This is a genomic window from Pseudomonas sp. BS3782 TE3695, assembly GCF_050435305.1.
GTDB lineage: Bacteria > Pseudomonadota > Gammaproteobacteria > Pseudomonadales > Pseudomonadaceae > Aquipseudomonas.
Map to the genome: position 1 here is coordinate 1,639,457 of NZ_JBNDKB010000001.1, position 20,566 is coordinate 1,660,022.

A 20,566-nucleotide genomic window follows, 5' to 3' on the forward strand; every position below is an offset into this window, starting at 1 on the left:
GGCCCTCATGTTGAACCGGGCCATAAACTGAATCGACCGCCGCAGCCAAGACTGCGCGGCATTGCGTTGTGTGAGGAGAGTCTGAATGAGCCAAGTGTTGGAAGATCTGGTAGACCTGCTGACCCTGGAACCGATTGAAGAAAACCTGTTCCGTGGCCGCAGCCAGGACCTGGGTTTTCGTCAGTTGTTCGGCGGCCAGGTACTCGGCCAGTCCCTGTCGGCGGCCAGTCAGACCGTCGAGGCGGCGCGCCATGTGCATTCGATGCACGGTTATTTCCTGCGCCCGGGCGATGCCAAATTGCCGGTGGTGTATCAGGTCGATCGGGTGCGCGATGGCGGCAGTTTCAGCACGCGCCGGGTGACGGCGATCCAGAAGGGCCATCCGATTTTCACTTGCAGCGCCTCGTTCCAGTACGACGAAGAAGGCTTCCAGCACCAGACTGAGATGCCGCAGGTAGTCGGCCCGGAAAACCTGCCATCGGAGCTGGAACTCACCCAGCAGCGCGCGCACCTGATACCTGAGCACATGCGCGACAAACTGTTGTGCCCGAAACCGATCGAATTCCGGCCGGTGACCGAAGAAGACCCCTACAACCCGCAACCTGCCGACCCAGTCAAATACGTCTGGTTCCGTGCCGACGGTGCCTTGGCTGACACCCCGGCGCTGCACAAATACCTGCTGGCTTACGCGTCGGACTTCGGTCTGCTGACCACTTCGATGCTGCCCCATGGCAAATCGGTCTGGCAGAAAGACATGCAAGTCGCCAGCCTCGACCACGCCTTGTGGTTCCACGCCGACTTGCGCGCTGATGACTGGTTGCTGTACGCCATGGACAGCCCGTGGGCCGGCAACTCGCGCGGATTCTCCCGCGGCAGCGTGTTCAACCGTGCCGGGCAACTGGTGGCTTCGGTCACTCAGGAAGGCCTGATTCGCCATCGCAAGGATTGGGCATGAGCCTGGCCGAGGTGCGGCACTGGGTGTTCGACATGGACGGCACCCTGACAGTGGCCGTGCACGACTTCGCGGCGATTCGCGTGGCGTTGGCGATTCCCGCCGAACACGACATTCTCACTCACCTCGCTGCGCTGCCGGCCGATGAAGCCGCGGCCAAACACGCGTGGCTGCTGGAGCACGAGCGGGATTTGGCGCTGGGTTCGAAGCCGGCGCCGGGCGCGGTGGAACTGGTGCGTGAGTTGGCCGGGCGCGGTTATCGTCTGGGCATTCTCACGCGCAATGCTCGTGAGCTGGCGCATGTCACGCTGGAGGCTATCGGCCTGGCCGACTGCTTTGCGGAAGAGGATGTACTGGGCCGCGATGAAGCACCGCCCAAGCCGCATCCTGGAGGATTGCTGAAACTGGCCGAAGCCTGGAAAGTGCCGACGAGCGAAATGGTGATGGTCGGTGATTACCGCTTTGATCTGGATTGCGGCCGGGCGGCGGGGACGCGGACGGTGCTGGTGAATCTGCCGGATAATCCTTGGCCGGAATTGGCGGATTGGCATGCGCGTGATTGCATCGAGTTGCGGCAAGTACTTTTGGTTTGAGAGATGTATTGTTGGTTTAACCGCTTTCGCGAGCAAGCCCGCTCCCACATTTGATCGGTGTGAACACAGATTTTGTGTACACCAAAATCTACTGTGGGAGCGGGCTTGCTCGCGAAAACAACCCTCACTGCCCGAACAACTCCTTCTGCCCCTCGGGCGAGGTAAACATCCCATCCCCATCATGCCCGACCCCAGGCACTTCAATGAGTTGCTGACTCAACCCTTGCGGATGGCGCCGTTTCAGATAATTGAAATAGTGGCGCCCACGAATCAATCGAGAAGCGCCTTGGGCTTTGGCCTCGCAACTTTTATCCAGCGCCGGATGATTCGGGTCGATGTCCTGCTGCCCGAGTAAATAAACGATGTCACGTTTGACGTAGTTTTCTTCGAGTTGCGCAGGTGTTTGCCCATCGGCATAGGCGGGCAGATCCGCCAGGCCGTATTTCCAGCGATTGAAATTCGGACATTTCGCGTGACTGAACGCCACTGGCCGTTGCTCATTGAAGTAAGCGTACGACGAAGCATTGGCGATCACATAGCGCACCTTCACGCCCTCCGCGTCGAGGGCTGGCTGAGGGTGGCTCAGCAAGGCATAACGTTGAACCACCTGCGCACCGCCGGAGTGACCGGCGATGACGATTTGCTTCACGTCCGGAAACTGTCGCCGATCACCCAGTCGCGCGATGATTTCGTCGAGCGCCGCATAGGAACTCAGCGTAAACGGCGCGGTGGATAAACCGCCGGCCATCCAGTCATTGCCTTGCCAGCGTAAAACACTGTCAGGCACCGGTTGGCTCGCGACGTCGGTTTCGTTGAGAAACTGCGGGGCGAGCACCAAGGTGTTCGCGCTTTGCCCGGCCTGCTCGGCAGCGCGTTCGGCGCTTTGGCGATAGGTTTCAGCATCGCGTAATCGACCATGGACGATGATCACAACGCGTTCGATTTTTTCCGGTGTCGGGCCCATGCTCACTGCGATTTCCCCGGCGCTCAATAGCAGGCGCCCGGAACTGATCGCCTTGACCCCTTGCTCGGCAGCCTGGGTGCTTGCGCAGGTGATTAGCAGAGCCAGCAGCCACTTGCGCATCACAGACTCTTCGCCGCGAAGGTGTCGCACTGGCCGACTTGGCCCTGTGCGAACCCGGCCTTGAACCAGCGCACTCGCTGGGCCGAAGTGCCGTGGGTAAAGGAGTCCGGCACCACGCGGCCCTGACCCTGCTGTTGCAAGCGATCGTCGCCGATGGCGTTGGCGGCGTTCAAGGCTTCTTCGATGTCACCGGGTTCCAGCCAGTTCAGACGTTTTTGCGCATTGTGGGCCCAGACGCCGGCCAGGCAATCGGCCTGCAGTTCCTGACGCACCAGCAAACCATTGTCGCCTTCCATCTGCCGGCCCTGTTGGCGAGCGGCCTGAATCTTCGCGGAAACGCCGAGCAGGGTCTGCACGTGGTGCCCGACTTCGTGAGCAATCACGTAGGCCTGGGCGAAGTCGCCGGCGGCGGAAAAGCGTTGGGACATCTCTTGAAAGAAACTCATATCGAGGTAGACCTTCTGGTCAGCCGGGCAATAGAAAGGGCCGGTCGCCGAAGTCGCCAGGCCGCAGGCCGAGTTGACGCGGTTGCTGAACAGAATCAGGGTCGGGTCTTTGTATTGCCGATCGGCCTGCTGGAAAATCTGGCGCCAGGTGTCTTCGGTATCGCCGAGGATCGAGCGCACGAATTCGGCCCCTTCATCATTGGCCGGTGGCGCCTTGCGGGTTTGGGTGGGGGCCGGGGCTGACTGCTCGCTCATTTGCCCGGTCAGTTGACCGAGGATTTGCAGCGGGTCCTGGCCAGTGATCCAGCCGATCCCGACGATCAACAGGATCGCCGTCAGGCTCAGGCCCTTGCCTCCACCGAAGCGCATTCCACCGCCCCCACCACCGACGTCATCGCCACGGGCATCGACCACGTTGTCGCTGCGTCGGCCTTTTTTCCAAAGCATGGGGGATCCTCTTTTTTTACCTGATGAAGGCGCATGGTGCTGAGTGTTGCCGGTGAGTAGGTATGACGCCAGTCCGGTCGTCTGACAGCCCTTGGCGCCAGGGGTTCTCGTCAGTGGCGACATTAGCGGTTTCAGGGACGGACGGGTACCAGGTCGGTCAAGATTGCTGCCGGACAGGTTCCAGATTTTGCTTGCTCTGAGTTGTCTTTTAGAATCAGCCAAATTTCATTTGGAACCTCCCATGGCAGGCAGTCAGATCGAACGTGTTTTCAGCGTGCTGGAAAGCCTTACCGGTGAACCTCAAGGTTTACCGATGCAGACCCTGGCCGAGCAATTGGGCATACCCAAGAGCGCAACCCATCGTCTGCTCGCCGAACTGATTCGTCTGGGGTATGTGCGGCAGAACCCGCAAAACCTGCGCTATCACTTATCGACCAAACTGGTCGCCATGGGCTTTCGTTACTTGTCCGGCAGTGGTGCGGACATTGTCCAGCCAGTGCTGGATCGGCTGGCCCGGGAGACCGGCGAGCTGGTGCGTCTGGGGGTGATCGAAGGCGAGCGCCAGACCTGGATCGCCAAATCCCAAGGCGCCCGTTCCGGCCTGCGTTACGACCCCGACATGGGGCGCGATGCGCCGCTGTTCTATACCGCTTCCGGGCATGCGTGGCTGGCCAGCATGAGCGATGCCGAAGCGTTGTCGCTGGTTGAGCGCCAGGCCATCGAGACGCCCGAGGGCCTGGGGCCCAATGCGCCACGCTCCAACATCGAATTGCTGGAGCGGCTGCGCCTGGCGCGGGAGCAAGGCTATGCCTGGGTCGAGGAAAGCTCGGCGGTAGGCACGTCGGCGATTGCTGCGGTCATCCGTCATCCCTTGCAGGGGCGAGTGATCGGCGTGCTCAGCATTGCCGGACCGAGCGCGCGAATGCCGGGGGCACGACTGCATGAACTGGCGCCGACGTTGCTGGCGTTCGCCCAAGAGCTGTCGGCAGCGAGTCAGGCGTCGGAATTCTTTAGCTGATAGCGCTTGCTCGTATCGATTCGAAGGTCGATTCGAAGGTCGATTAAAAACCGTGCGCTGTTCGCACACTTTCAAGCGGTGCGGCTGTAAGAATCTGGAACCGGGTTCTAAATTATTGGAATTACCCCGCCAGAAGAGAACCTCGCCTTGACGTCGTCTATCAGCACTCCGCTCTGCGGCGTCAATCATCCTTTCAAAGGCATCCTGTTGGTGGTGGTCGCCACCTTTCTGTTTTCCAGCCATGACGCCTTGTCGAAATACCTCTGCGGGTTTTATCCGGTCGTCATGGGGGTCTGGGCTCGTTATGTGATTCACACCTTGTTGATGGCCGGGATTTTTCTCCCGCGAGCCGGGTTGCGCGTCCTGCGCACCAAGCGGCCATTGCTGCAGTTGATGCGGGCGTTGTGCTTGTTGGCAACCAGTCTGCTGTTTACCGGCGCGCTGTTGTTCATCCCGTTGGCCGAAGCCACGGCGGTGAATTTTCTCGCACCGGTATTGGTGACGGCGCTGTCGGTGCCGCTGCTCGGTGAGCAGGTGACGCGCGGGCAATGGCTGGCGGTGATTTGCGGGTTCATCGGGGTGTTGATCATCGTTCATCCCGGCGGCGAACTGTTCACGCCTGCGGTGTTGCTGCCGTTCTGCTCAGCGCTGTTTTTCTGTTTCTATCAACTGCTCACCCGCAAGCTCAGCGAAATCGACAGCCCGACCACCAGCAATTTTTTCGCCGGGCTCTGCAATACGTTGGTGATGAGTGCGCTGGTGCCGTTCTTCTGGCAAGTCCCAAGCGTGGGTCATGGGGTTTTGATGGTGGCGCTGGGGGCGTGTGGAATGACGGCGCATCTGTTGCTGACCCAGGCCTTCCGTCACGCCGCGCCCGCGTTGCTGGCACCGTTCGGCTATTGCCAGATTGTCTTTGCCGGTTTGCTGGGCTGGTGGCTGTTTTCCCAGACGCCGACCCTGACTGCGGTGATCGGGATCGTGGTGATTTGCTGCAGCGGGTTGGCAGCGGCGTGGCAACAACGGCGTCGACAAGAGGAGGGCGGCAGGCCTGGAATCAGGCCTGCCGGGGGAAGGGCGTTTACGCGGTGACGGTAGGAATCTTGCGCGGTGCCATGAAGTACATCCAGATCAGCGCGATGAAGTACATCGCCGGAATCATGGTGAACAACACCGTGTAGTTGTTGTGGGTGACCGTCAGAATGTGGCCGACCAATTGGGTCATGAACATCCCGCCGATTGCCGCGCACATCCCGCCGAAGCCGAACACCGTACTCATCATGTGCTTGGGCGTGTAGTCCATCACCAGGCTCCAGATGTTCGCGGTCCAGGCCTGGTGCGCACCGATGGCCAGGGAGATGGCGAATACCGCGAGCCACAGGTTGCTTGAGCCGGCGGCCATGACCACGCCGATGATGCAGCAGGCGAACAGGAACATGGACATCAATCGCGCCTTGATCGGGTTGATCCCGCGACCGATCAGGAACGAAGACAGAATCCCGCCGCCGACACTGCCGAAGTCAGCCGTGAGGTAGATGATGATCAGCGGAACACCCATCTGGGTGACGTTGATGCCCAGGTTGTATTGCTGATTGAGAAACGGCGGCAGCCAGTACAGGTAGAACCAGAACACCGGTGCGGTGATCGAGTAGGCGAGGGCGAAGGCCCAAGTGCCACGCATGCGCAGGATTCGCGAGAACGGTACGCGGGATTGTTCCGGCTCGACTTCCTTCTGGATGTAGTCCAGTTCCGATTGTTTAACGCTTGGGTGATCTTCCGGGTTGAAGTACTTCAGACCCCAGAACAGCAACCAGATACCGCCCAGCGCCGCCATGCACAGGAACGCGGCTTGCCAGCCCCAGGCGTGGAGGATCAGCGGCAGCAGCATGGGCGTGAACATCGCGCCGACGTTGGTCCCGGCGTTGAAAATGCCGGTGGCCACGGCGCGCTCGCCGGCGGGGAACCACAACCGGGTGGTTTTCACGCAGGCCGGGTAATTCGCCGCTTCAGTCAAACCGAGAATGAACCGGCAAACCATGAAACCCACCGCCGAAGTGGCCAGGCCATGAGCGCCGGTGGCCAGGCTCCAGAGCAGCACCGCGCAGAAGAACACCCGTTTGACGCCGACCCGGTCGATCAACCGGCCCTGCAGCACAAAACCGATGGCGTAGCCGACCTGAAACCAGAAGTTGATGTTGGCGTAGTCCATCGCCGTCCAGCTCATTTCCTTGGCCAGGATCGGCTGCATGACGCCCAGGGCGGCACGGTCGATGTAGTTCAGCGTGGTGGCGAAAAACACCAGCGCCAGCATCCCCCAACGGGTTTTGCCGACCGCCATGGCGCCGCGGATTTTATCGCCGATGCCGCCAGTGGCGACGCCGATGGCCGGAGCCACGGGAGAGCTTTGAGAAGGAATCATATTTATGTGCCATCCGTTCAATGACTGACAAGCAAGGCTTGCCGGGACTTCAAGGGCGCGTGATCAATCGACGGCGCCAGGCGCGGGTGTGATTGATCGGCTGAGGTGTTTTCGTCGGGCTGACGACAACGGTTATTCAGCGAGCGGGACGATTCGGCCCAGAGGACGCAAGGTTCGGATGGACGCCTGGTACGGCGTGAGGGCGATGGAGCAAGCAAACAAGGCGTTGAATGAGTGCATGAGCGTGTACCCGTTTTTTGAAATTTTTATGTGGTGTTCAGGGTCTTTGGTAACCGAGTCCATGGGGCCGTGGCCGGACTCAATGTGGTGTCGATGTTGCGCAGTGGACGAAAAATCGTCAATTCGCCAACTGCCATTGTGTTCGATAATCGCCCGCAAAACTAACCGGGTAGTACACTTTGAATTGCTGTGTGGATTCGTCAAGTCAATAATTTGCCCAAGACAAACGCTACCCCTGTAGGAGCTGCCGAAGGCTGCGATCTTTTGATTCTGGCTTTGAAGATCAAGATCAAAAGATCGCAGCCTTCGGCAGCTCCTACGTCGAGGCGTGCCATGCCCCCCTGACAAGAAATTTCCCTACCACCGGGAGTCCCTACATGCAGCGTTCCATTGCCACCGTTTCCTTGAGCGGCACCCTGCCGGAAAAACTCGAAGCCATCGCTGCCGCCGGTTTTGACGGCGTGGAGATTTTCGAGAACGACCTTCTCTACTACGACGGCAGTCCGCGGGAAATCAGGCAGATGTGCGCCGATCTCGGGATCGCCATCACGCTGTTTCAACCCTTTCGTGATTTCGAAGGTTGCCGCCGCGATCGCTTGCCGCGCAATCTGGAGCGGGCCGAGCGCAAGTTCGATCTGATGCAGGAACTGGGCACCGACCTGGTGCTGGTGTGCAGCAACGCCTCGGCCGATTCCATGGGTGATGAGCAGATTCTGATTGATGATTTGCACCAACTCGCAGAGCGGGCCAGCATTCGTGGCCTGCGGATCGGCTATGAAGCGCTGGCCTGGGGTCGGCATGTGAACACGTATCAACAGGTGTGGAACATCGTTCGCCAGGCCGATCATCCAAGCCTCGGCGTATTGCTGGACAGTTTTCATACGCTGTCGCTCAAGGGCGACCCGAGCGCCATCGCCGAGATTCCCGGCGACAAAATCTTCTTCGTGCAAATGGCCGACGCGCCGATGTTGGCCATGGACGTGCTGGAATGGAGCCGACACTTCCGCTGCTTCCCGGGCCAGGGCGAATTCGATCTGCCGGGCTTTCTCGCGCCGATCATCAAAAGTGGCTACACCGGGCCGCTGTCGCTGGAGATCTTCAACGACGGCTTCCGCGCCGCACCGCCACGGGCCAACGCCGCTGACGGTTTGCGTTCGTTGCTGTACCTGGAAGAGAAAACCCGCCAACGTATGGAACAGGAAGCCACGCCCGCAGCCAATCGCGACATTCTGTTCGACACCCCAAGCGCCAGCGAATACAACGGCATCGAGTTTCTTGAATTCGCAGTGGATGAAAGCCTCGGCGCCAAGCTGTCCTATTGGCTGGAGCGGCTGGGTTTCGTCAAGGCCGGGCAGCATCGTTCCAAGAGTGTCAGCCTGTTGCGTCAGGGCGATATCAACCTGATCCTCAACTCCGAGCCTTATTCTTTCGCCCACAGTTTTTTCGAGGCCCACGGCCCATCGCTGTGCGCCACCGCCGTGCGGGTCCAGGACAGCGCCAGTGCGCTGGCCCGTGCCGTGGCTTACAAAGGCCAGCCCTATCGCGGACTCGTTGGCCCCAACGAGCTGGAACTGGCAGCGGTGCGAGCGCCGGACGGCAGCCTGATTTACCTGGTGGACCAGAATGCCGACGTTTACGGCACCGACTTCAACCTGCAACCGACGGCCGTGGCCAGCGGTGGCCTCAAACGCATCGACCACATGGCAATGGCGCTGCCCGCCGACAGCCTCGACAGTTGGGTGCTGTTCTATAAGAGCCTGCTGGATTTCGAAGCCGACGATGAAGTAGTGCTCCCCGACCCGTATGGTCTGGTGAAGAGCCGCGCATTGCGTAGCCGATGCAGTTCGATCCGTCTGCCGCTGAACATTTCCGAGAACCGTAACACCGCCATCTCACATGCGCTGTCGAGTTATCGCGGTTCCGGCGTGCATCACATCGCTTTCGATTGCGACGACATCTTTGCCGAAGTCAGCCGCGCGAAGGCGGCGGGCGTACCGCTGCTGGATATCCCGCTCAACTACTACGATGACCTCGCCGCGCGATTCGATTTCGACGATGAGTTCCTCAGCGAGCTGGCCTATTTCAACGTGCTTTACGACCGCGACGCTCAGGGCGGTGAACTGTTTCATGTGTACACCGAGCCGTTCGAAGGACGGTTCTTCTTTGAAATCATCCAGCGCAAAAACGGCTACGCGGGTTATGGCGCAGCCAACGTGGCAGTGCGGCTGGCGGCGATGGCCAAATCGCGAAGTGGTGGCGTACGTCAGGCAAAGTTGTAGGAAAATCGTAAACACGGGGACAAAACTGCTGCCTCGCGCCTTCCTTCACTGGGCGCGGCAGCCCATAATCGCCAGCTTGTGCAGTGATGGCCGTGAGCCCGCAATGACAATAATTACAGAACTCTCCGCAGCGCCCGAAAAGCCGATAGCCGAGCCTCGCAAGAGTCGCAAGAACAATCCGGAAAAGACCCGCGAGAACATTCTTCAAGAGGCCATTGTCGAGTTCGTTCAGCAGGGACTTTCCGGTGCGCGCGTCGATGCAATTGCCGAACGCATCCACACCTCAAAACGCATGATCTATTACTACTTCGGCAGTAAGGAACAGCTCTACGTCGAGGTGCTGGAGAAACTCTACGGGGATATCCGCAGCACCGAGAACCGATTGCACCTGGCCGAACTGGCGCCGGTGGAGGCAATTCGCCGTCTGGTGGAATTCACTTTCGATCACCATGATCGCAACGTCGATTTCGTGCGTATCGTCAGCATCGAGAACATTCACAACGCCGAGTATGTGAAGCGCTCCGATGCGATCAAGGCGATGAACAACACCATCCTCGATTCACTGGGCGAGATTTTGCGTCGCGGCTGCGAAGAAGGTGTATTCCGCACCGACCTCGATCCATTGGATGTGCATCTGCTGATCAGCTCGTTTTGTTTCTATCGCGTATCGAACCGTCATACCTTCGGTGAGATCTTTCAGATCGACTTGCCGGACGAAAGCATCAAGCAGCGTCATCGGGCGATGATTTGCGAGTCGGTTTTGCGATACTTGCAGGCCTGATTCGTAACTCCCTTAAAAGATCGCAGTCTCGTTTCACTCGACAGCTCCTTGTAGGAGCTGTCGAGTGAAACGAGGCTGCGATCTTTTGATCTTCAACCATTCATGCTCTGAAAATGCGCCAGCATCCGCTGGGCATCCGGCACCACCCCGCTGAACAGTTCAAACGCCTTCACCGCCTGAAACACCGCCATGTTGCCACCATCCAGCGTTCGGCAACCCAGCGCGCGAGCGTTGCGCAGCAGTTCGGTTTCCAGTGGGAAATAGACAATCTCCGCAACCCACAACTGCGCCCGAAGCAGCTCTACCGGCACGGGTGTGCCCGGCAATTTTTTCATGCCCATTGGCGTGGTATTCACCAGCCCGTCTGCCTGGCCCAATGTGCCTGGCAAATCATGCCCAGCCACGGCGCGACCGAAACCAAAATACTGATTGAGGTTGTTCGCCAGCGACTGAGCGCGACCTTGATCCACATCGAAAATGCTCAGCAGCTGTACGCCTTCGCTCAATAGTGCGTGGGCCACTGCCGCGCCTGCGCCACCAGCGCCCATTTGTACGACGCGCTCAAGAGCAACGCCCTGCAAGCCACGGCGAAAGCCTTCGGCAAAACCCAGGCAATCGGTGTTGTGGCCGATGCGTTTGCCGTCCTTCAGCACCACCGTGTTCACCGCACCAATACCGCAGGCTTCCGACGATAATTCGTCCAGCAACGGGATGATCATCTGTTTGCACGGGAAGGTGATATTCAGCCCGGTGAAGTTCATCCGTTCGGCAGCCATCAGCAGGTCGGGCAGGGCACTGCTGTCGAGTTTCAACTGATCCAGATCGATCAACCGATAGAGGTAACGCAAGCCCTGCGCATCGCCTTCATGCTCATGCAGCGCGGGAGTGCGGGAAGCCTGAATGCCGGCACCGATCAGCCCGGCCAATACCACGGTGTTCTGTGTCATGACGCTTAACCTTCCAAACGATGGCTGAAATGCTCCAGCGCCAAACGATAGCCGTGGCTGCCGAAACCGCACATAACCGCCGTGGCGATGGATGAAACAAAGGAGTGATGCCGGAAGGGTTCACGGGCATGGACATTGGACAGATGCACTTCGATCACCGGCAGTTCGCTGGCGACCAGGGCGTCACGAATGGCGACCGAGGTGTGAGTCCAGGCGGCCGGGTTGATGACGATCCCGGCGCAGCGGCCGCGGGCGGCGTGAATCCAGTCGAGCAGTTCGCCTTCATGGTTGGTCTGGCGAAACTCCACTGTCAGGCCGAACTCTTCGGCCGCGCGACCGCACAGCGCGGAAATGTCCGCCAGGGTTTCGTGGCCATAAATCGCCGGTTCACGGGTGCCCAGCAGGTTCAGGTTCGGGCCGTTGAGCACCAGAACGATAGGGGACATCGGGTCTCTCCACATATTATTTTTTTGGCATTGGCCGAGGGTTTCAGCTTGTGGAGAGAAATTGTACTAACCGGTTAATAAGGTCAATTGAAGAGGGCGCTGGGACTGGATTATTTGTGCGGTGATCGGACAAGTACAAAAAGATCGCAGCCTTCGGCAGCTCCTACGGGGGTACGCGTTTCAATTGTAGGAGCTGCCGCAGGCTGCGATCTTTTCAGCGAGGCAGATGCTCAACCAGAAAATCGATAAACGCCCTGAGCCGCAACGGCACATGGCGGCTTTGCGGGTACAGCAGCGTGAAGGGGCGGGAGCGTCCGCCATAGGGCTTGAGCACTTCCACCAGCGAACCGTCCGCCAGTTCCTTTTCGACGATAAAGCGATAGGTTTGAAAGATTCCGGCGCCGCTTTTTGCCAGCGTCACGCCACCCAATACGTCATCGGAACAACAGTAATTGCCCTCGGCCAAAATTTCCCGTGGCATGCCACCATCGTTGAACAGCCAGGCAATCCGCCGCCCACTGCTGGGCAGTTCGTACTGGATGCAATCGTGCTGAGCCAAGTCATCCAGGGTCTGCGGGGTGCCGGCCCGCTTCAGGTAATCAGGGCTGGCAATCATCACCAGCGCGGCGTCCTCCAACGGCCGTGCGATCAGCCCGGAGTCGGGAATGGCCCGCACACGGATTGCCATGTCATAGCCTTCGCCGACGAAATCGATATTGCGATTGCTGATGTGTGCCTCGACTTTCACGGCGGGAAAGCGCGCCCGAAACGCAGGCAGCAAGGGCAGGATTCGATGATGGGCGTAGGTCGTGGGAATGCTGATGCGCAAAGTGCCAGAAGGTTCTTGCTGCTGCCCCATCACCTCGCGCTGGGCCTCGACCAGTTGTGCGAGCGCCTCGCGACACTCCTCGAAATAACGCCGACCACTGTCGGTCAGCTTGACGCTGCGGGTGGTACGCGCAAACAGCCGCACGCCCAAGCGTTCTTCCATGCGCGACACCGAGCGACTGACCGCGGCCGGCGTCACACCTGCCACCAGAGCCGCAGCAGTAAAGCTGCCAGCTTCGGCGGCCAGGCAAAACAGTTCGATGCTGCCCAGCTGAAGATCGTCGAAATGTCGTTGCATGATTGATTACACCGGGAATCAAATGAAGTGTCTGAGTCTGTATCTATCAAATAAGAGCGCACAAATACAGGGCCTAGTTACCGGCCAGGCATTGGCGATGAAAGGATTGCTTACTGTTTTTTGCCTTGATTGGCGGAGCCCGATCGACCTGGAACGCTAGGCTCAAACGTGGCCAGTTGATCCAAGCGATCAGCGCCAGTCATCGGATTCTTCAAGGAATAGTGAATCTTCAGATCCAATAACCTAACGGATGGGTTAGCATGAATGTATGCCGTTACAAAGGTTTTTCACTGGTGGTCATGTTGCGGGACGAGCATTGCCCGAGCCGGAGAGCAACAAGACCCTGCTGAGCCTGATGGGAGCACCAGAAGGCGTGGAGATCGAATTATGAAAACGATAAGCGCAAAAATGCAGGTCGATCACCCCGTGACCGAAGGCGCTCTGGACGAAGCAATCGAGCGTGGTGGGGCACGCCGTCGTGCCGGATTGAATGCAACGACTGTGATCTTTCTTGATCCATGTCTCGCCGTCGGCTTTGAGGATGGCAGCGGTGTGTTGTTGCCAGTAAAAAACTATCCGGAGTTCGATGGTTTTGAGACCGAGGATTTCGCCGGGCTGAAAGTCGGTTTCGCCGGAGCCGCACTTTGTCACGAAGACAAGGATCTGCAGGTGTCCATCGCCGGTCTGATTTCGGCGAGCAAACCGCTGATGGATATGGCCGCCTCGGTGATCGCATCGCGTAATGGTCGTCAGAGCAGCGCTGCGAAGGCGGAGGCTGCACGGGCCAACGGCAAGAAGGGCGGTCGCCCGCGCAAGGTCGATGCGGCTCTCTGATCACCCACAAAAAAGCCGTCCTGTGGACGGCTGATTTGTAGGGAGAGGCTGCAATCAACGACGGGTCAACAACACCCCGGATTCCATGTGATGGGTCCACGGGAACTGGTCGAACATCGCACATTGAGTAATGCGGTGGGTGTCGTGCAACTGGGCGATGTTTGCCGCGAGGGTTTCCGGGTTGCAGGAAATGTAGAGGATGTTGTCGAAGCGTCTGGTCAGTTCGCACGTGTCCGGGTCCATGCCGGCGCGGGGTGGGTCGACGAACACGCTACCGAATTCGTAGCTCTTGAGGTCGATGCCGTGCAGGCGGCGGAACGGACGAACTTCGTTCAGGGCTTCGGTCAGTTCTTCGGCAGACAAACGTACCAGCGTGACGTTATCCACTGCGTTTTCGCTCAGGTTGCTGAGTGCTGCGTTGACCGACGTCTTGCTGATTTCGGTGGCCAGCACTTTACGCACACGGGTCGCAAGCGGCAGGGTGAAGTTACCGTTGCCGCAATACAACTCCAGCAAATCGTCGGGGCGATCGCCGAGGGCGTCATACGCCCAGTTGAGCATCTTCTGGTTCACCGTGCCGTTGGGTTGGGTGAACGCGCCTTCCGGCTGGCGATAGCTGAAGGTACGGCCGCCAACTTCGAGTTTTTCGACCACGTAATCGTGACCGATCACTTCGCGTTTGCCCTTCGAGCGACCGATGATGCTGACGTTCAGGTCGGCGGCCAGTTTCGACGCCGCTGCGTGCCAGTGCTCGTCCAGCGGGCGGTGATAGCACAGGGTGATCATCGCATCGCCAGCCAGCGTGGTGAGGAACTCCACCTGAAACAGCTTGTGGCTCAGGGCCGCACTCGCTTGCCACGCCGCCTTGAGCTGCGGCATCAACTGGTTGATGCGCAGGCTTGCAATCGGGAACTCTTCGATCAGGATCGGCGTGCGTTTGTCTTCCTGGGAAAACATCGCGTAATGGCGCTCGCCGGCTTCGCGCCACAGGCGGAATTCGGCACGCAGGCGGAAGTTCTTCAGGGGCGAATCGAACACTGCAGGTTCAGGGGCATCGAATGGGGCCAGCAGGTCGCGCAGGCGCGTGACCTTTTCTTCGAGTTGAACGGTGTAGGCCTGGGAGTCGAAAGTCATGCGTTGAACCAACCCAATTTGATCACGAACAGAATCGACAGAATCACCAGCGCCGAATTCAATTCACGGCCGCGACCGGACAACAACTTGATGGCCGTCCAGGAGATGAAACCGAAGGCGATGCCGTTGGCGATGGAATAAGTGAATGGCATGGCCAGGGCGGTGACCACGACGGGGGCGGCGACGGTGATGTCGTCCCAGTCTATTTCGGCCAGGCCGGATGTCATCAGTACGGCGACGAACAGCAAGGCAGGCGCGGTGGCAAAGGCTGGAACACTGGCCGCCAATGGCGAGAAAAACAGCGCCAGCAGGAACAGGATCGCGACCACGATGGCGGTCAGGCCGGTGCGACCACCGGCACTCACGCCGGCTGCGGACTCGATGTAGCTGGTGGTGGTCGAGGTGCCCAACAGGGAACCGGCCATGGCCGCGGTGCTGTCGGCGATCAGAGCGCGGCCCATTTTCGGCATGTGGCCATCCTTGCCCATCAGGCCGGCGCGCTTGGCGACGCCAATCAGGGTGCCGGAGTTGTCGAACAGGTCGACGAACAGGAAGGCGAAAATCACGCTGACCAGACCGATGTCCAGTGCGCCCATGATGTCCAGTTGCAGGAAGGTCGGTGCCAGCGACGGCGGCATCGACATCACGCCGCCGAACGGGGTGAAGCCCAACAAGATGGAAACGATGGTCACCGCGAGAATACCGATCAGCACCGCACCGCGGACTTTCAGGGCTTCAAGCGCCACGATCAGGGCAAAACCGAGGGTCGCGAGAATCGGTGCCGGTTGCTTCAAGTCGCCGAGGCCGACCATGGTCGCCGGGTTGCTGACCACGATGCCGGCGTTGTGCAGGGCAATCAGGGCCAGGAACAGGCCGATACCGGCGGCAATCGCCGAGCGCAGCGCCAGCGGAATGCTGTTGATGATCCATTCACGGATGCGGAAGATCGACAGCAGGAAAAACATCACCGCCGAGAGGAACACCGCGCCCAACGCCACTTGCCAGGTGTGGCCCATGTGCAGGACCACGGTGTAAGTGAAGAAGGCGTTCAGGCCCATGCCTGGCGCGAGGGCGATCGGGTAGTTGGCGATCAGGCCCATGGTTGCCGAGCCGATGGCCGCTGCCAGACAGGTGGCGACAAACACCGCACCTTTGTCCATGCCGGTCTCGCCGAGGATGCTCGGGTTGACGAACAGAATATAGGCCATGGCCAAAAAGGTCGTGAGGCCCGCCAGAATCTCGGTCCGCACGTTGGTGTTGTGTGCCTTGAGTTGAAACAGCCTTTCCAGCATGTCTGCTCCCCGTGGCGCGCCCGGCGCCGTGAATGTATCGACCTCAACAGCAAAGCACAGGCCACAGCAGGCGCCTGGGTATTTTCTGTGGGTCGGAAAAAGCCGCGCATCATACCAGCAGCGTGGGGCTATGGCTGCTTATGGCTGCGATCGTCGTCGATGTTTTGCACAAAAGGGAACTGCGCCATACTGCGCGCTGTTTTTTTGGGGGAGGGAGGGGGTAGTTATGTCTTGCATTAATAAGCGTGTGATTGCGGCATTTGGATTGCTGCTCAGCTGTCTCATCGGCGTGCCAACAGCCTCTGCGGCCATGGCTCAACCATTGAGCCAGGTGAAGGTGCTTAAGGTCGAATCACCAGGCTGTGGCTTTGAAAATATCGCGGACGGCCAGGCGCAAACCCGTTGCGATCACAAGGGACCAAACATCAAGGTGTACGTGCTGGAAGTCGGCTACGGCCGTGCAGCCCATGTCGCACTGGACGGTTTCGAGGTGAACGGCACCCGCACTCCTGTCTGTGCTTTTGATACCGGTAACCTGACCGAGTGCTCCGCCGGGAAAAAAACCGTCGGCTATCTGTACATCTTCAACCTGGCCGGCAAGCAGGACGGCATCTTCACGTTCAGCAACACCTCGATCAACGCCCCCGGCAATACGATGTCGACGCAGCTTTACATCAAGTAACGGCTGGCCTTGAACAAGGGTCAGGAAAGCTGACTACGCTTTAAAGAATATCCTGTGGACCGCGCCCATGACCTTTAGAGCCCTGATTACCCTCGCCGAGGGCATCGACGATTTGCAAACCGTGACCCTGATCGATGTGCTGCGCCGCGCCAAGGTTGAAGTGGTGGTGGCCAGCATCGAGGCACGACGGATGCTCACCTGCGCTCGCGGCACCCGCTTGACCGCCGATGCGATGTTGGTGGATTTGCTCGCCCAACCCTTCGACCTGATCGTGCTGCCTGGCGGTGCTGTAGGGTCGCAGCATTTGGCGGCCCACCAACCCTTGCAACAATTGATCAAGGATCAGTCCGCCGCCGGGCGCCTGTTCGCCGGAATTGCCGAATCTCCGGCGCTGGCGCTGCAAACCTTTGGCGTTTTGCGCCAGCGACGCATGACTTGCCTGCCCACAGTCAGCAATCAACTGTCAGGCTGCAATTTCGTCGATAAACCGGTGGTGGTCGATGGCAATTGCATCACCGCTCAGGGCTCAGGTGCCGCGTTGGAGTTTGCGCTGACGCTGGTGGAGCAACTCTGCGGCAAAGCTACGCGGTCGACGGTGGCGGGGGAGTTGATGGTTTAAAGCGTGCCCTGGGCAACTCCGTCAGGCCCTGACTGCTTCTTCCACCGGCTCATGCATACGATCGCGGTTGGCCAAGGTCGGAAACAGTTTGATCCAGGCTCCGGTCACCATCAGCGTGCCGATACCGCCCATGACCACTGCCGGCACCGTGCCGAACCAGTGGGCGGTCAGGCCGGATTCGAATTCGCCGAGCTGATTCGAAGCACCGATGAATAAGCCATTCACCGCACTGACTCGGCCGCGCATTTCGTCGGGGGTTTCCAGTTGCACGAACGAGGCGCGGATCACCATGCTGATCATGTCCGCAGCGCCCAATACCACCAGCACGGCGAGAGAGAACCAGAACGAAGTCGACAGGCCGAAAGCGATCGTTGCCACGCCGAATACGCCCACGGCCGTGAACATCACCCGTCCGACGTTGCGCTCAACGGCAAATCGCGCCAGAAACAACGACATTAGCAACGCACCGACTGCCGGGGCCGAACGCAGCAGGCCCAAGCCCCAGGGACCGGTCAGCAGAATGTCTTTGGCGAACACCGGCAGCAGCGCGGTTGCGCCACCCAGCAGGACGGCAAACAGGTCCAGGGAAATCGCCCCGAGAATGTCCGGGCGACTGCGAATGAAGCGGACGCCCGCCAGCAGCGAATCCAGGGTGGCCTTGCCCTTGTTCAGCGGTGTTTGCCGGGCCGGGAGGTTGAGCATCAACGCACAGGCAATGAGGTAAAGGATCACCGTCGGGCCATACACCCAGACGCTGCCGAAGGCATAGAGCAAACCGCCCAGCGCCGGGGCGACAATGGTGGCCGATTGTTGCGCAGATTGCGCGGCGGCAACGGCACGGGGGAATAACGCGCTGGGTACGATGCTCGGCAGCAAGGCCTGAGTCGTCGGCATTTCGAAGGAGCGGGCAGCGCCGAGCAAGAACGCGAGGATGAAGATCATCTCCCGGGTAACCTGATCGGTCGCGCTGCCGATGGCCAGCGACAGGGCAATCAGCGCTTGCAGGGACTGACAGATCGCCGCGACCTTGCGCCGGTCATAGCGGTCCGCGACATGCCCGGTGTGCAGCATGAACAGCACGCGGGGGGCAAACTCCACCAACCCCACGAGGCCCAGATCGAGCACATTGCCGGTCAGTTGATACAGATTCCAGCCAATGGCCACCGTGAGCATCTGAAAACCGCTGGCGGTAAACACCCGAGCCAGCCAGAACGCGATAAACGGGCGGTGATGACGTAACAGCAGGGGCGCTTGGCTGGGCATCTGAAGGCAGGTCTGGGCGAGGGGATGGGTGAGATTATCACCAGGCTGTAACCAGAAGTTGCAAGGCTAGGAAATTTAGTTAGCTAGACACCGATCTGCGCAGCCCTTAAACCCCCTGTGGCGAGGGAGCTTGCTCCCGCTGGGCTGCGAAGCAGCCCCGAACCTGCTACCCGTTTCCCACAGGCATATCGCATCACCCGGTTTTACGACTGCAGCGCAGCCGAGCGGGGGCAAGCTCTCTCGCCATGGGAATGTATTGCAGCTCATGCCCAAACCTATGAGGCAACCTGTCACGCGGCAAAAGACCACACCGTCCATCGGCAAAAATGCGACTACTCTTTCAACGTTGCTTGATCCAGATCAAGACCCTTTGGGAATTGATCCGGCGGCCAGATGGCCAGACTCCCTACGTTTGTGATGGTGGTCTAAAAAGAACGAATTCGAATTCGCCACACTCCATATCCGTGGGGACAGTGGGTGTAGGCCGCAAGCCTTCAGCCGGTATTACCTGACAGAGGAAGACGTATGTTCGGTTTGGAGGCTCTTGATCTCGCCCGGATTCAGTTCGCATTCACCATTTCGTTTCACATCCTGTTCCCGGCCATCACCATTGGCCTGGCGAGTTACCTGGCGGTGCTCGAAGGCCTGTGGTTGAAGACCCACAACGATACTTATCGCGATCTGTATCATTTCTGGTCGAAGATCTTTGCCGTCAACTTCGGCATGGGCGTAGTTTCCGGTTTGGTCATGGCCTATCAGTTCGGCACCAACTGGAGCCGTTTTTCGGACTTCGCCGGTTCGGTGACCGGGCCATTGCTGACCTATGAAGTGCTCACCGCCTTCTTCCTCGAAGCCGGTTTCCTTGGCGTCATGCTGTTCGGCTGGAACAAGGTCGGACGCAAGCTGCACTTTTTCTCGACGGTCATGGTCGCCATCGGCACCCTTATTTCGACCTTCTGGATTCTGGCCTCCAACAGCTGGATGCAGACCCCGCAAGGTTACGAAATCGTCAATGGCCAGGTCATTCCGGTGGACTGGCTGGCGATTATCTTCAACCCGTCATTCCCTTACCGTCTGATGCACATGGCTACGGCGGCGTTCGTGGCGACCGCGTTTTTCGTCGGTTCGTCGGCGGCCTGGCACTTGCTGCGCGGCAAGGACAACCCGGCCATCCGCACCATGCTCTCGATGGCGATGTGGATGGCGCTGATCGTGGCGCCGATTCAAGCGGTCATCGGCGACTTCCACGGCGTCAATACGCTCAAGCATCAACCGGCGAAAATCGCTGCGATCGAAGGCCATTGGGAAAACATCGGCGATGAACCGACCCCGCTGATCCTCTTCGGCTGGCCGGACATGAAAGCCGAGAAAACCAGATTCGCCGTCGAGATTCCCTACCTGGGCAGCCTGATCCTGACCCATACCCTGGACAAGCAAATACCGGCACTCAAGGAGTTCGCGCCTGAAGACCGGCCGAATTCGACCATCGTCTTCTGGTCGTTCCGGATCATGGTCGGCCTGGGCGTGCTGATGATCTTCACTGGTTTATGGAGTCTGTGGCTGCGCAAGCGCGACAAGCTGTATACCTCGCGGCCGTTCTTGTACCTGGCGCTGTGGATGGGGCCGTCAGGCCTGATCGCGATCCTCGCCGGCTGGTTCACCACTGAAATCGGCCGTCAGCCGTGGGTGGTTTATGGGTTGATGCGCACGGCGGATGCATCCTCCGGCCACAGCTTCGTGCAGATGAGCATCACCTTGATCATGTTCGTCGTGGTGTATTTCGCGCTGTTCGGTGCCGGTCTTGGCTACATGATGCGCCTGGTGCGCAAAGGGCCGAAGATCGACGAAGGCAAGGAAACCAACGAAGGCGGTCCTGGCCAGAAACGCACACCAGCCCGTCCGCTGTCCGCAGCCGATGACAATGGTGACGCTGATCACAACCACAGCCTGAACAAGGAGATTTGAAT

Annotated in this window: 18 protein-coding genes and 1 pseudogene; 10 read left to right on the forward strand and 9 right to left on the reverse strand. The window is 59.3% G+C overall.

Annotation, left to right across the window (positions count from 1 at the left end; genetic code table 11):
• The first annotated feature begins 85 nt into the window (after nucleotides 1–85).
• The gene (tesB, locus tag ABH909_RS07455; protein ID WP_429431720.1) at nucleotides 86–955 is read left to right on the forward strand and encodes an acyl-CoA thioesterase II; all 870 of its coding nucleotides are present in this window, start codon (nucleotides 86–88) and stop codon (nucleotides 953–955) included.
• Nucleotides 952–1,545, forward strand: coding sequence for an HAD family hydrolase (locus ABH909_RS07460; RefSeq protein WP_429431723.1), 594 nt, complete (start codon nucleotides 952–954; stop codon nucleotides 1,543–1,545). Before tesB ends, ABH909_RS07460 begins: the two co-directional genes overlap by 4 nt.
• 124 nt (nucleotides 1,546–1,669) lie before the next feature.
• On the opposite strand, the gene ABH909_RS07465 is transcribed toward ABH909_RS07460, so the two are convergent.
• Nucleotides 1,670–2,629 carry an alpha/beta fold hydrolase gene (locus tag ABH909_RS07465; RefSeq protein WP_429431726.1) on the reverse strand — a complete coding sequence of 320 codons (960 nt, stop codon included), beginning with the start codon at nucleotides 2,627–2,629 and terminating at the stop codon, nucleotides 1,670–1,672.
• A complete protein-coding gene (ypfJ, locus tag ABH909_RS07470) occupies nucleotides 2,629–3,522 on the reverse strand; it encodes a KPN_02809 family neutral zinc metallopeptidase (RefSeq protein WP_429431729.1) in 894 nt (297 codons plus the stop codon). The genes ABH909_RS07465 and ypfJ overlap by 1 nt, the downstream gene beginning before the upstream one ends.
• Nucleotides 3,523–3,763: 241 nt before the next feature.
• On the opposite strand from ypfJ, the gene ABH909_RS07475 reads away from it, so the two are divergent.
• Nucleotides 3,764–4,540, forward strand: coding sequence for an IclR family transcriptional regulator (locus ABH909_RS07475; RefSeq protein WP_429431732.1), 777 nt, complete (start codon nucleotides 3,764–3,766; stop codon nucleotides 4,538–4,540).
• A 147-nt stretch (nucleotides 4,541–4,687) separates the two neighbouring features.
• Nucleotides 4,688–5,569: pseudogene (locus ABH909_RS07480) on the forward strand (DMT family transporter); the annotation flags it as partial.
• Between the two features lie 49 nt (nucleotides 5,570–5,618).
• On the opposite strand, the gene ABH909_RS07485 reads toward ABH909_RS07480, so the two are convergent.
• On the reverse strand, nucleotides 5,619–6,956 hold the full coding sequence (locus ABH909_RS07485) for an MFS transporter (protein ID WP_429431735.1): 1,338 nt from the start codon (nucleotides 6,954–6,956) through the stop codon (nucleotides 5,619–5,621).
• 617 nt (nucleotides 6,957–7,573) lie between these two features.
• Between ABH909_RS07485 and quiC the strand changes: the two genes are divergently transcribed.
• Together quiC and ABH909_RS07495 are read left to right on the forward strand one after the other, a co-directional pair.
• Nucleotides 7,574–9,475, forward strand: a complete 1,902-nt coding sequence (gene quiC, locus ABH909_RS07490) for a 3-dehydroshikimate dehydratase QuiC (protein ID WP_429431738.1) — start codon at nucleotides 7,574–7,576, stop codon at nucleotides 9,473–9,475.
• A 103-nt stretch (nucleotides 9,476–9,578) separates the two neighbouring features.
• Nucleotides 9,579–10,256 carry a TetR family transcriptional regulator gene (locus ABH909_RS07495; RefSeq protein ID WP_192345361.1) on the forward strand — a complete coding sequence of 226 codons (678 nt, stop codon included), beginning with the start codon at nucleotides 9,579–9,581 and terminating at the stop codon, nucleotides 10,254–10,256.
• Nucleotides 10,257–10,348: 92 nt separating this feature from the next.
• Here ABH909_RS07495 and ABH909_RS07500 read toward each other — a convergent pair whose 3' ends face one another.
• The 3 genes from ABH909_RS07500 to ABH909_RS07510 form a co-directional block, all read right to left on the reverse strand.
• Nucleotides 10,349–11,203, reverse strand: coding sequence for a shikimate dehydrogenase (locus tag ABH909_RS07500; protein WP_429431743.1), 855 nt, complete (start codon nucleotides 11,201–11,203; stop codon nucleotides 10,349–10,351).
• Nucleotides 11,204–11,208: 5 nt separating this feature from the next.
• Nucleotides 11,209–11,649, reverse strand: coding sequence for a type II 3-dehydroquinate dehydratase (aroQ, locus tag ABH909_RS07505; protein WP_429431746.1), 441 nt, complete (start codon nucleotides 11,647–11,649; stop codon nucleotides 11,209–11,211).
• A 214-nt stretch (nucleotides 11,650–11,863) separates the two neighbouring features.
• The gene (locus ABH909_RS07510) at nucleotides 11,864–12,775 is read right to left on the reverse strand and encodes a LysR family transcriptional regulator (protein ID WP_429431749.1); all 912 of its coding nucleotides are present in this window, start codon (nucleotides 12,773–12,775) and stop codon (nucleotides 11,864–11,866) included.
• 387 nt (nucleotides 12,776–13,162) lie between these two features.
• Here ABH909_RS07510 and ABH909_RS07515 point away from each other — a divergent pair, with 387 nt between their 5' ends.
• Nucleotides 13,163–13,609 (forward strand): DUF2442 domain-containing protein, encoded by a 447-nt coding sequence (locus ABH909_RS07515; protein ID WP_429431752.1) that lies wholly within the window; start codon nucleotides 13,163–13,165, stop codon nucleotides 13,607–13,609.
• A gap of 54 nt (nucleotides 13,610–13,663) precedes the next feature.
• Here ABH909_RS07515 and trmA read toward each other — a convergent pair whose 3' ends face one another.
• Nucleotides 13,664–14,743 (reverse strand): tRNA (uridine(54)-C5)-methyltransferase TrmA, encoded by a 1,080-nt coding sequence (gene trmA / locus ABH909_RS07520; RefSeq protein ID WP_429431755.1) that lies wholly within the window; start codon nucleotides 14,741–14,743, stop codon nucleotides 13,664–13,666.
• The gene (locus tag ABH909_RS07525) at nucleotides 14,740–16,035 is read right to left on the reverse strand and encodes an NCS2 family permease (RefSeq protein ID WP_429431758.1); all 1,296 of its coding nucleotides are present in this window, start codon (nucleotides 16,033–16,035) and stop codon (nucleotides 14,740–14,742) included. The genes trmA and ABH909_RS07525 overlap by 4 nt, the downstream gene beginning before the upstream one ends.
• Nucleotides 16,036–16,261: 226 nt before the next feature.
• On the opposite strand from ABH909_RS07525, the gene ABH909_RS07530 reads away from it, so the two are divergent.
• Together ABH909_RS07530 and ABH909_RS07535 are read left to right on the forward strand one after the other, a co-directional pair.
• Nucleotides 16,262–16,717, forward strand: coding sequence for a DUF4879 domain-containing protein (locus ABH909_RS07530; RefSeq protein WP_429431761.1), 456 nt, complete (start codon nucleotides 16,262–16,264; stop codon nucleotides 16,715–16,717).
• A 67-nt stretch (nucleotides 16,718–16,784) separates the two neighbouring features.
• A complete protein-coding gene (locus ABH909_RS07535; protein WP_429431764.1) occupies nucleotides 16,785–17,336 on the forward strand; it encodes a DJ-1 family glyoxalase III in 552 nt (183 codons plus the stop codon).
• 21 nt (nucleotides 17,337–17,357) lie between these two features.
• Here ABH909_RS07535 and ABH909_RS07540 read toward each other — a convergent pair whose 3' ends face one another.
• Nucleotides 17,358–18,599: an MFS transporter gene (locus tag ABH909_RS07540; RefSeq protein ID WP_429431768.1), complete on the reverse strand. Its 1,242-nt coding sequence runs from the start codon at nucleotides 18,597–18,599 to the stop codon at nucleotides 17,358–17,360.
• Nucleotides 18,600–19,124: 525 nt separating this feature from the next.
• Here ABH909_RS07540 and ABH909_RS07545 point away from each other — a divergent pair.
• Nucleotides 19,125–20,564: a cytochrome ubiquinol oxidase subunit I gene (locus tag ABH909_RS07545; protein ID WP_429431771.1), complete on the forward strand. Its 1,440-nt coding sequence runs from the start codon at nucleotides 19,125–19,127 to the stop codon at nucleotides 20,562–20,564.
• Nucleotides 20,565–20,566 lie beyond the last annotated feature (2 nt).

Excerpts from the sequence above, each read along its gene's own strand:
- ABH909_RS07495 (WP_192345361.1), top strand. The coding sequence starts at position 9,579 with ATGACAATAATTACAGAACTCTCCGCAGCGCCCGAAAAGCCGATAGCC.
- ABH909_RS07525 (WP_429431758.1), bottom strand. The coding sequence starts at position 16,035 with ATGCTGGAAAGGCTGTTTCAACTCAAGGCACACAACACCAACGTGCGG.
- ABH909_RS07540 (WP_429431768.1), bottom strand. The coding sequence starts at position 18,599 with ATGCCCAGCCAAGCGCCCCTGCTGTTACGTCATCACCGCCCGTTTATC.
- ABH909_RS07510 (WP_429431749.1), bottom strand. The coding sequence starts at position 12,775 with ATGCAACGACATTTCGACGATCTTCAGCTGGGCAGCATCGAACTGTTT.
- ABH909_RS07535 (WP_429431764.1), top strand. The coding sequence starts at position 16,785 with ATGACCTTTAGAGCCCTGATTACCCTCGCCGAGGGCATCGACGATTTG.
- ABH909_RS07465 (WP_429431726.1), bottom strand. The coding sequence starts at position 2,629 with ATGCGCAAGTGGCTGCTGGCTCTGCTAATCACCTGCGCAAGCACCCAG.
- tesB (WP_429431720.1), top strand. The coding sequence starts at position 86 with ATGAGCCAAGTGTTGGAAGATCTGGTAGACCTGCTGACCCTGGAACCG.
- ypfJ (WP_429431729.1), bottom strand. The coding sequence starts at position 3,522 with ATGCTTTGGAAAAAAGGCCGACGCAGCGACAACGTGGTCGATGCCCGT.
- trmA (WP_429431755.1), bottom strand. The coding sequence starts at position 14,743 with ATGACTTTCGACTCCCAGGCCTACACCGTTCAACTCGAAGAAAAGGTC.
- ABH909_RS07515 (WP_429431752.1), top strand. The coding sequence starts at position 13,163 with ATGAAAACGATAAGCGCAAAAATGCAGGTCGATCACCCCGTGACCGAA.
- quiC (WP_429431738.1), top strand. The coding sequence starts at position 7,574 with ATGCAGCGTTCCATTGCCACCGTTTCCTTGAGCGGCACCCTGCCGGAA.
- ABH909_RS07460 (WP_429431723.1), top strand. The coding sequence starts at position 952 with ATGAGCCTGGCCGAGGTGCGGCACTGGGTGTTCGACATGGACGGCACC.
- ABH909_RS07485 (WP_429431735.1), bottom strand. The coding sequence starts at position 6,956 with ATGATTCCTTCTCAAAGCTCTCCCGTGGCTCCGGCCATCGGCGTCGCC.
- ABH909_RS07545 (WP_429431771.1), top strand. The coding sequence starts at position 19,125 with ATGTTCGGTTTGGAGGCTCTTGATCTCGCCCGGATTCAGTTCGCATTC.
- ABH909_RS07530 (WP_429431761.1), top strand. The coding sequence starts at position 16,262 with ATGTCTTGCATTAATAAGCGTGTGATTGCGGCATTTGGATTGCTGCTC.
- ABH909_RS07475 (WP_429431732.1), top strand. The coding sequence starts at position 3,764 with ATGGCAGGCAGTCAGATCGAACGTGTTTTCAGCGTGCTGGAAAGCCTT.
- ABH909_RS07500 (WP_429431743.1), bottom strand. The coding sequence starts at position 11,203 with ATGACACAGAACACCGTGGTATTGGCCGGGCTGATCGGTGCCGGCATT.
- aroQ (WP_429431746.1), bottom strand. The coding sequence starts at position 11,649 with ATGTCCCCTATCGTTCTGGTGCTCAACGGCCCGAACCTGAACCTGCTG.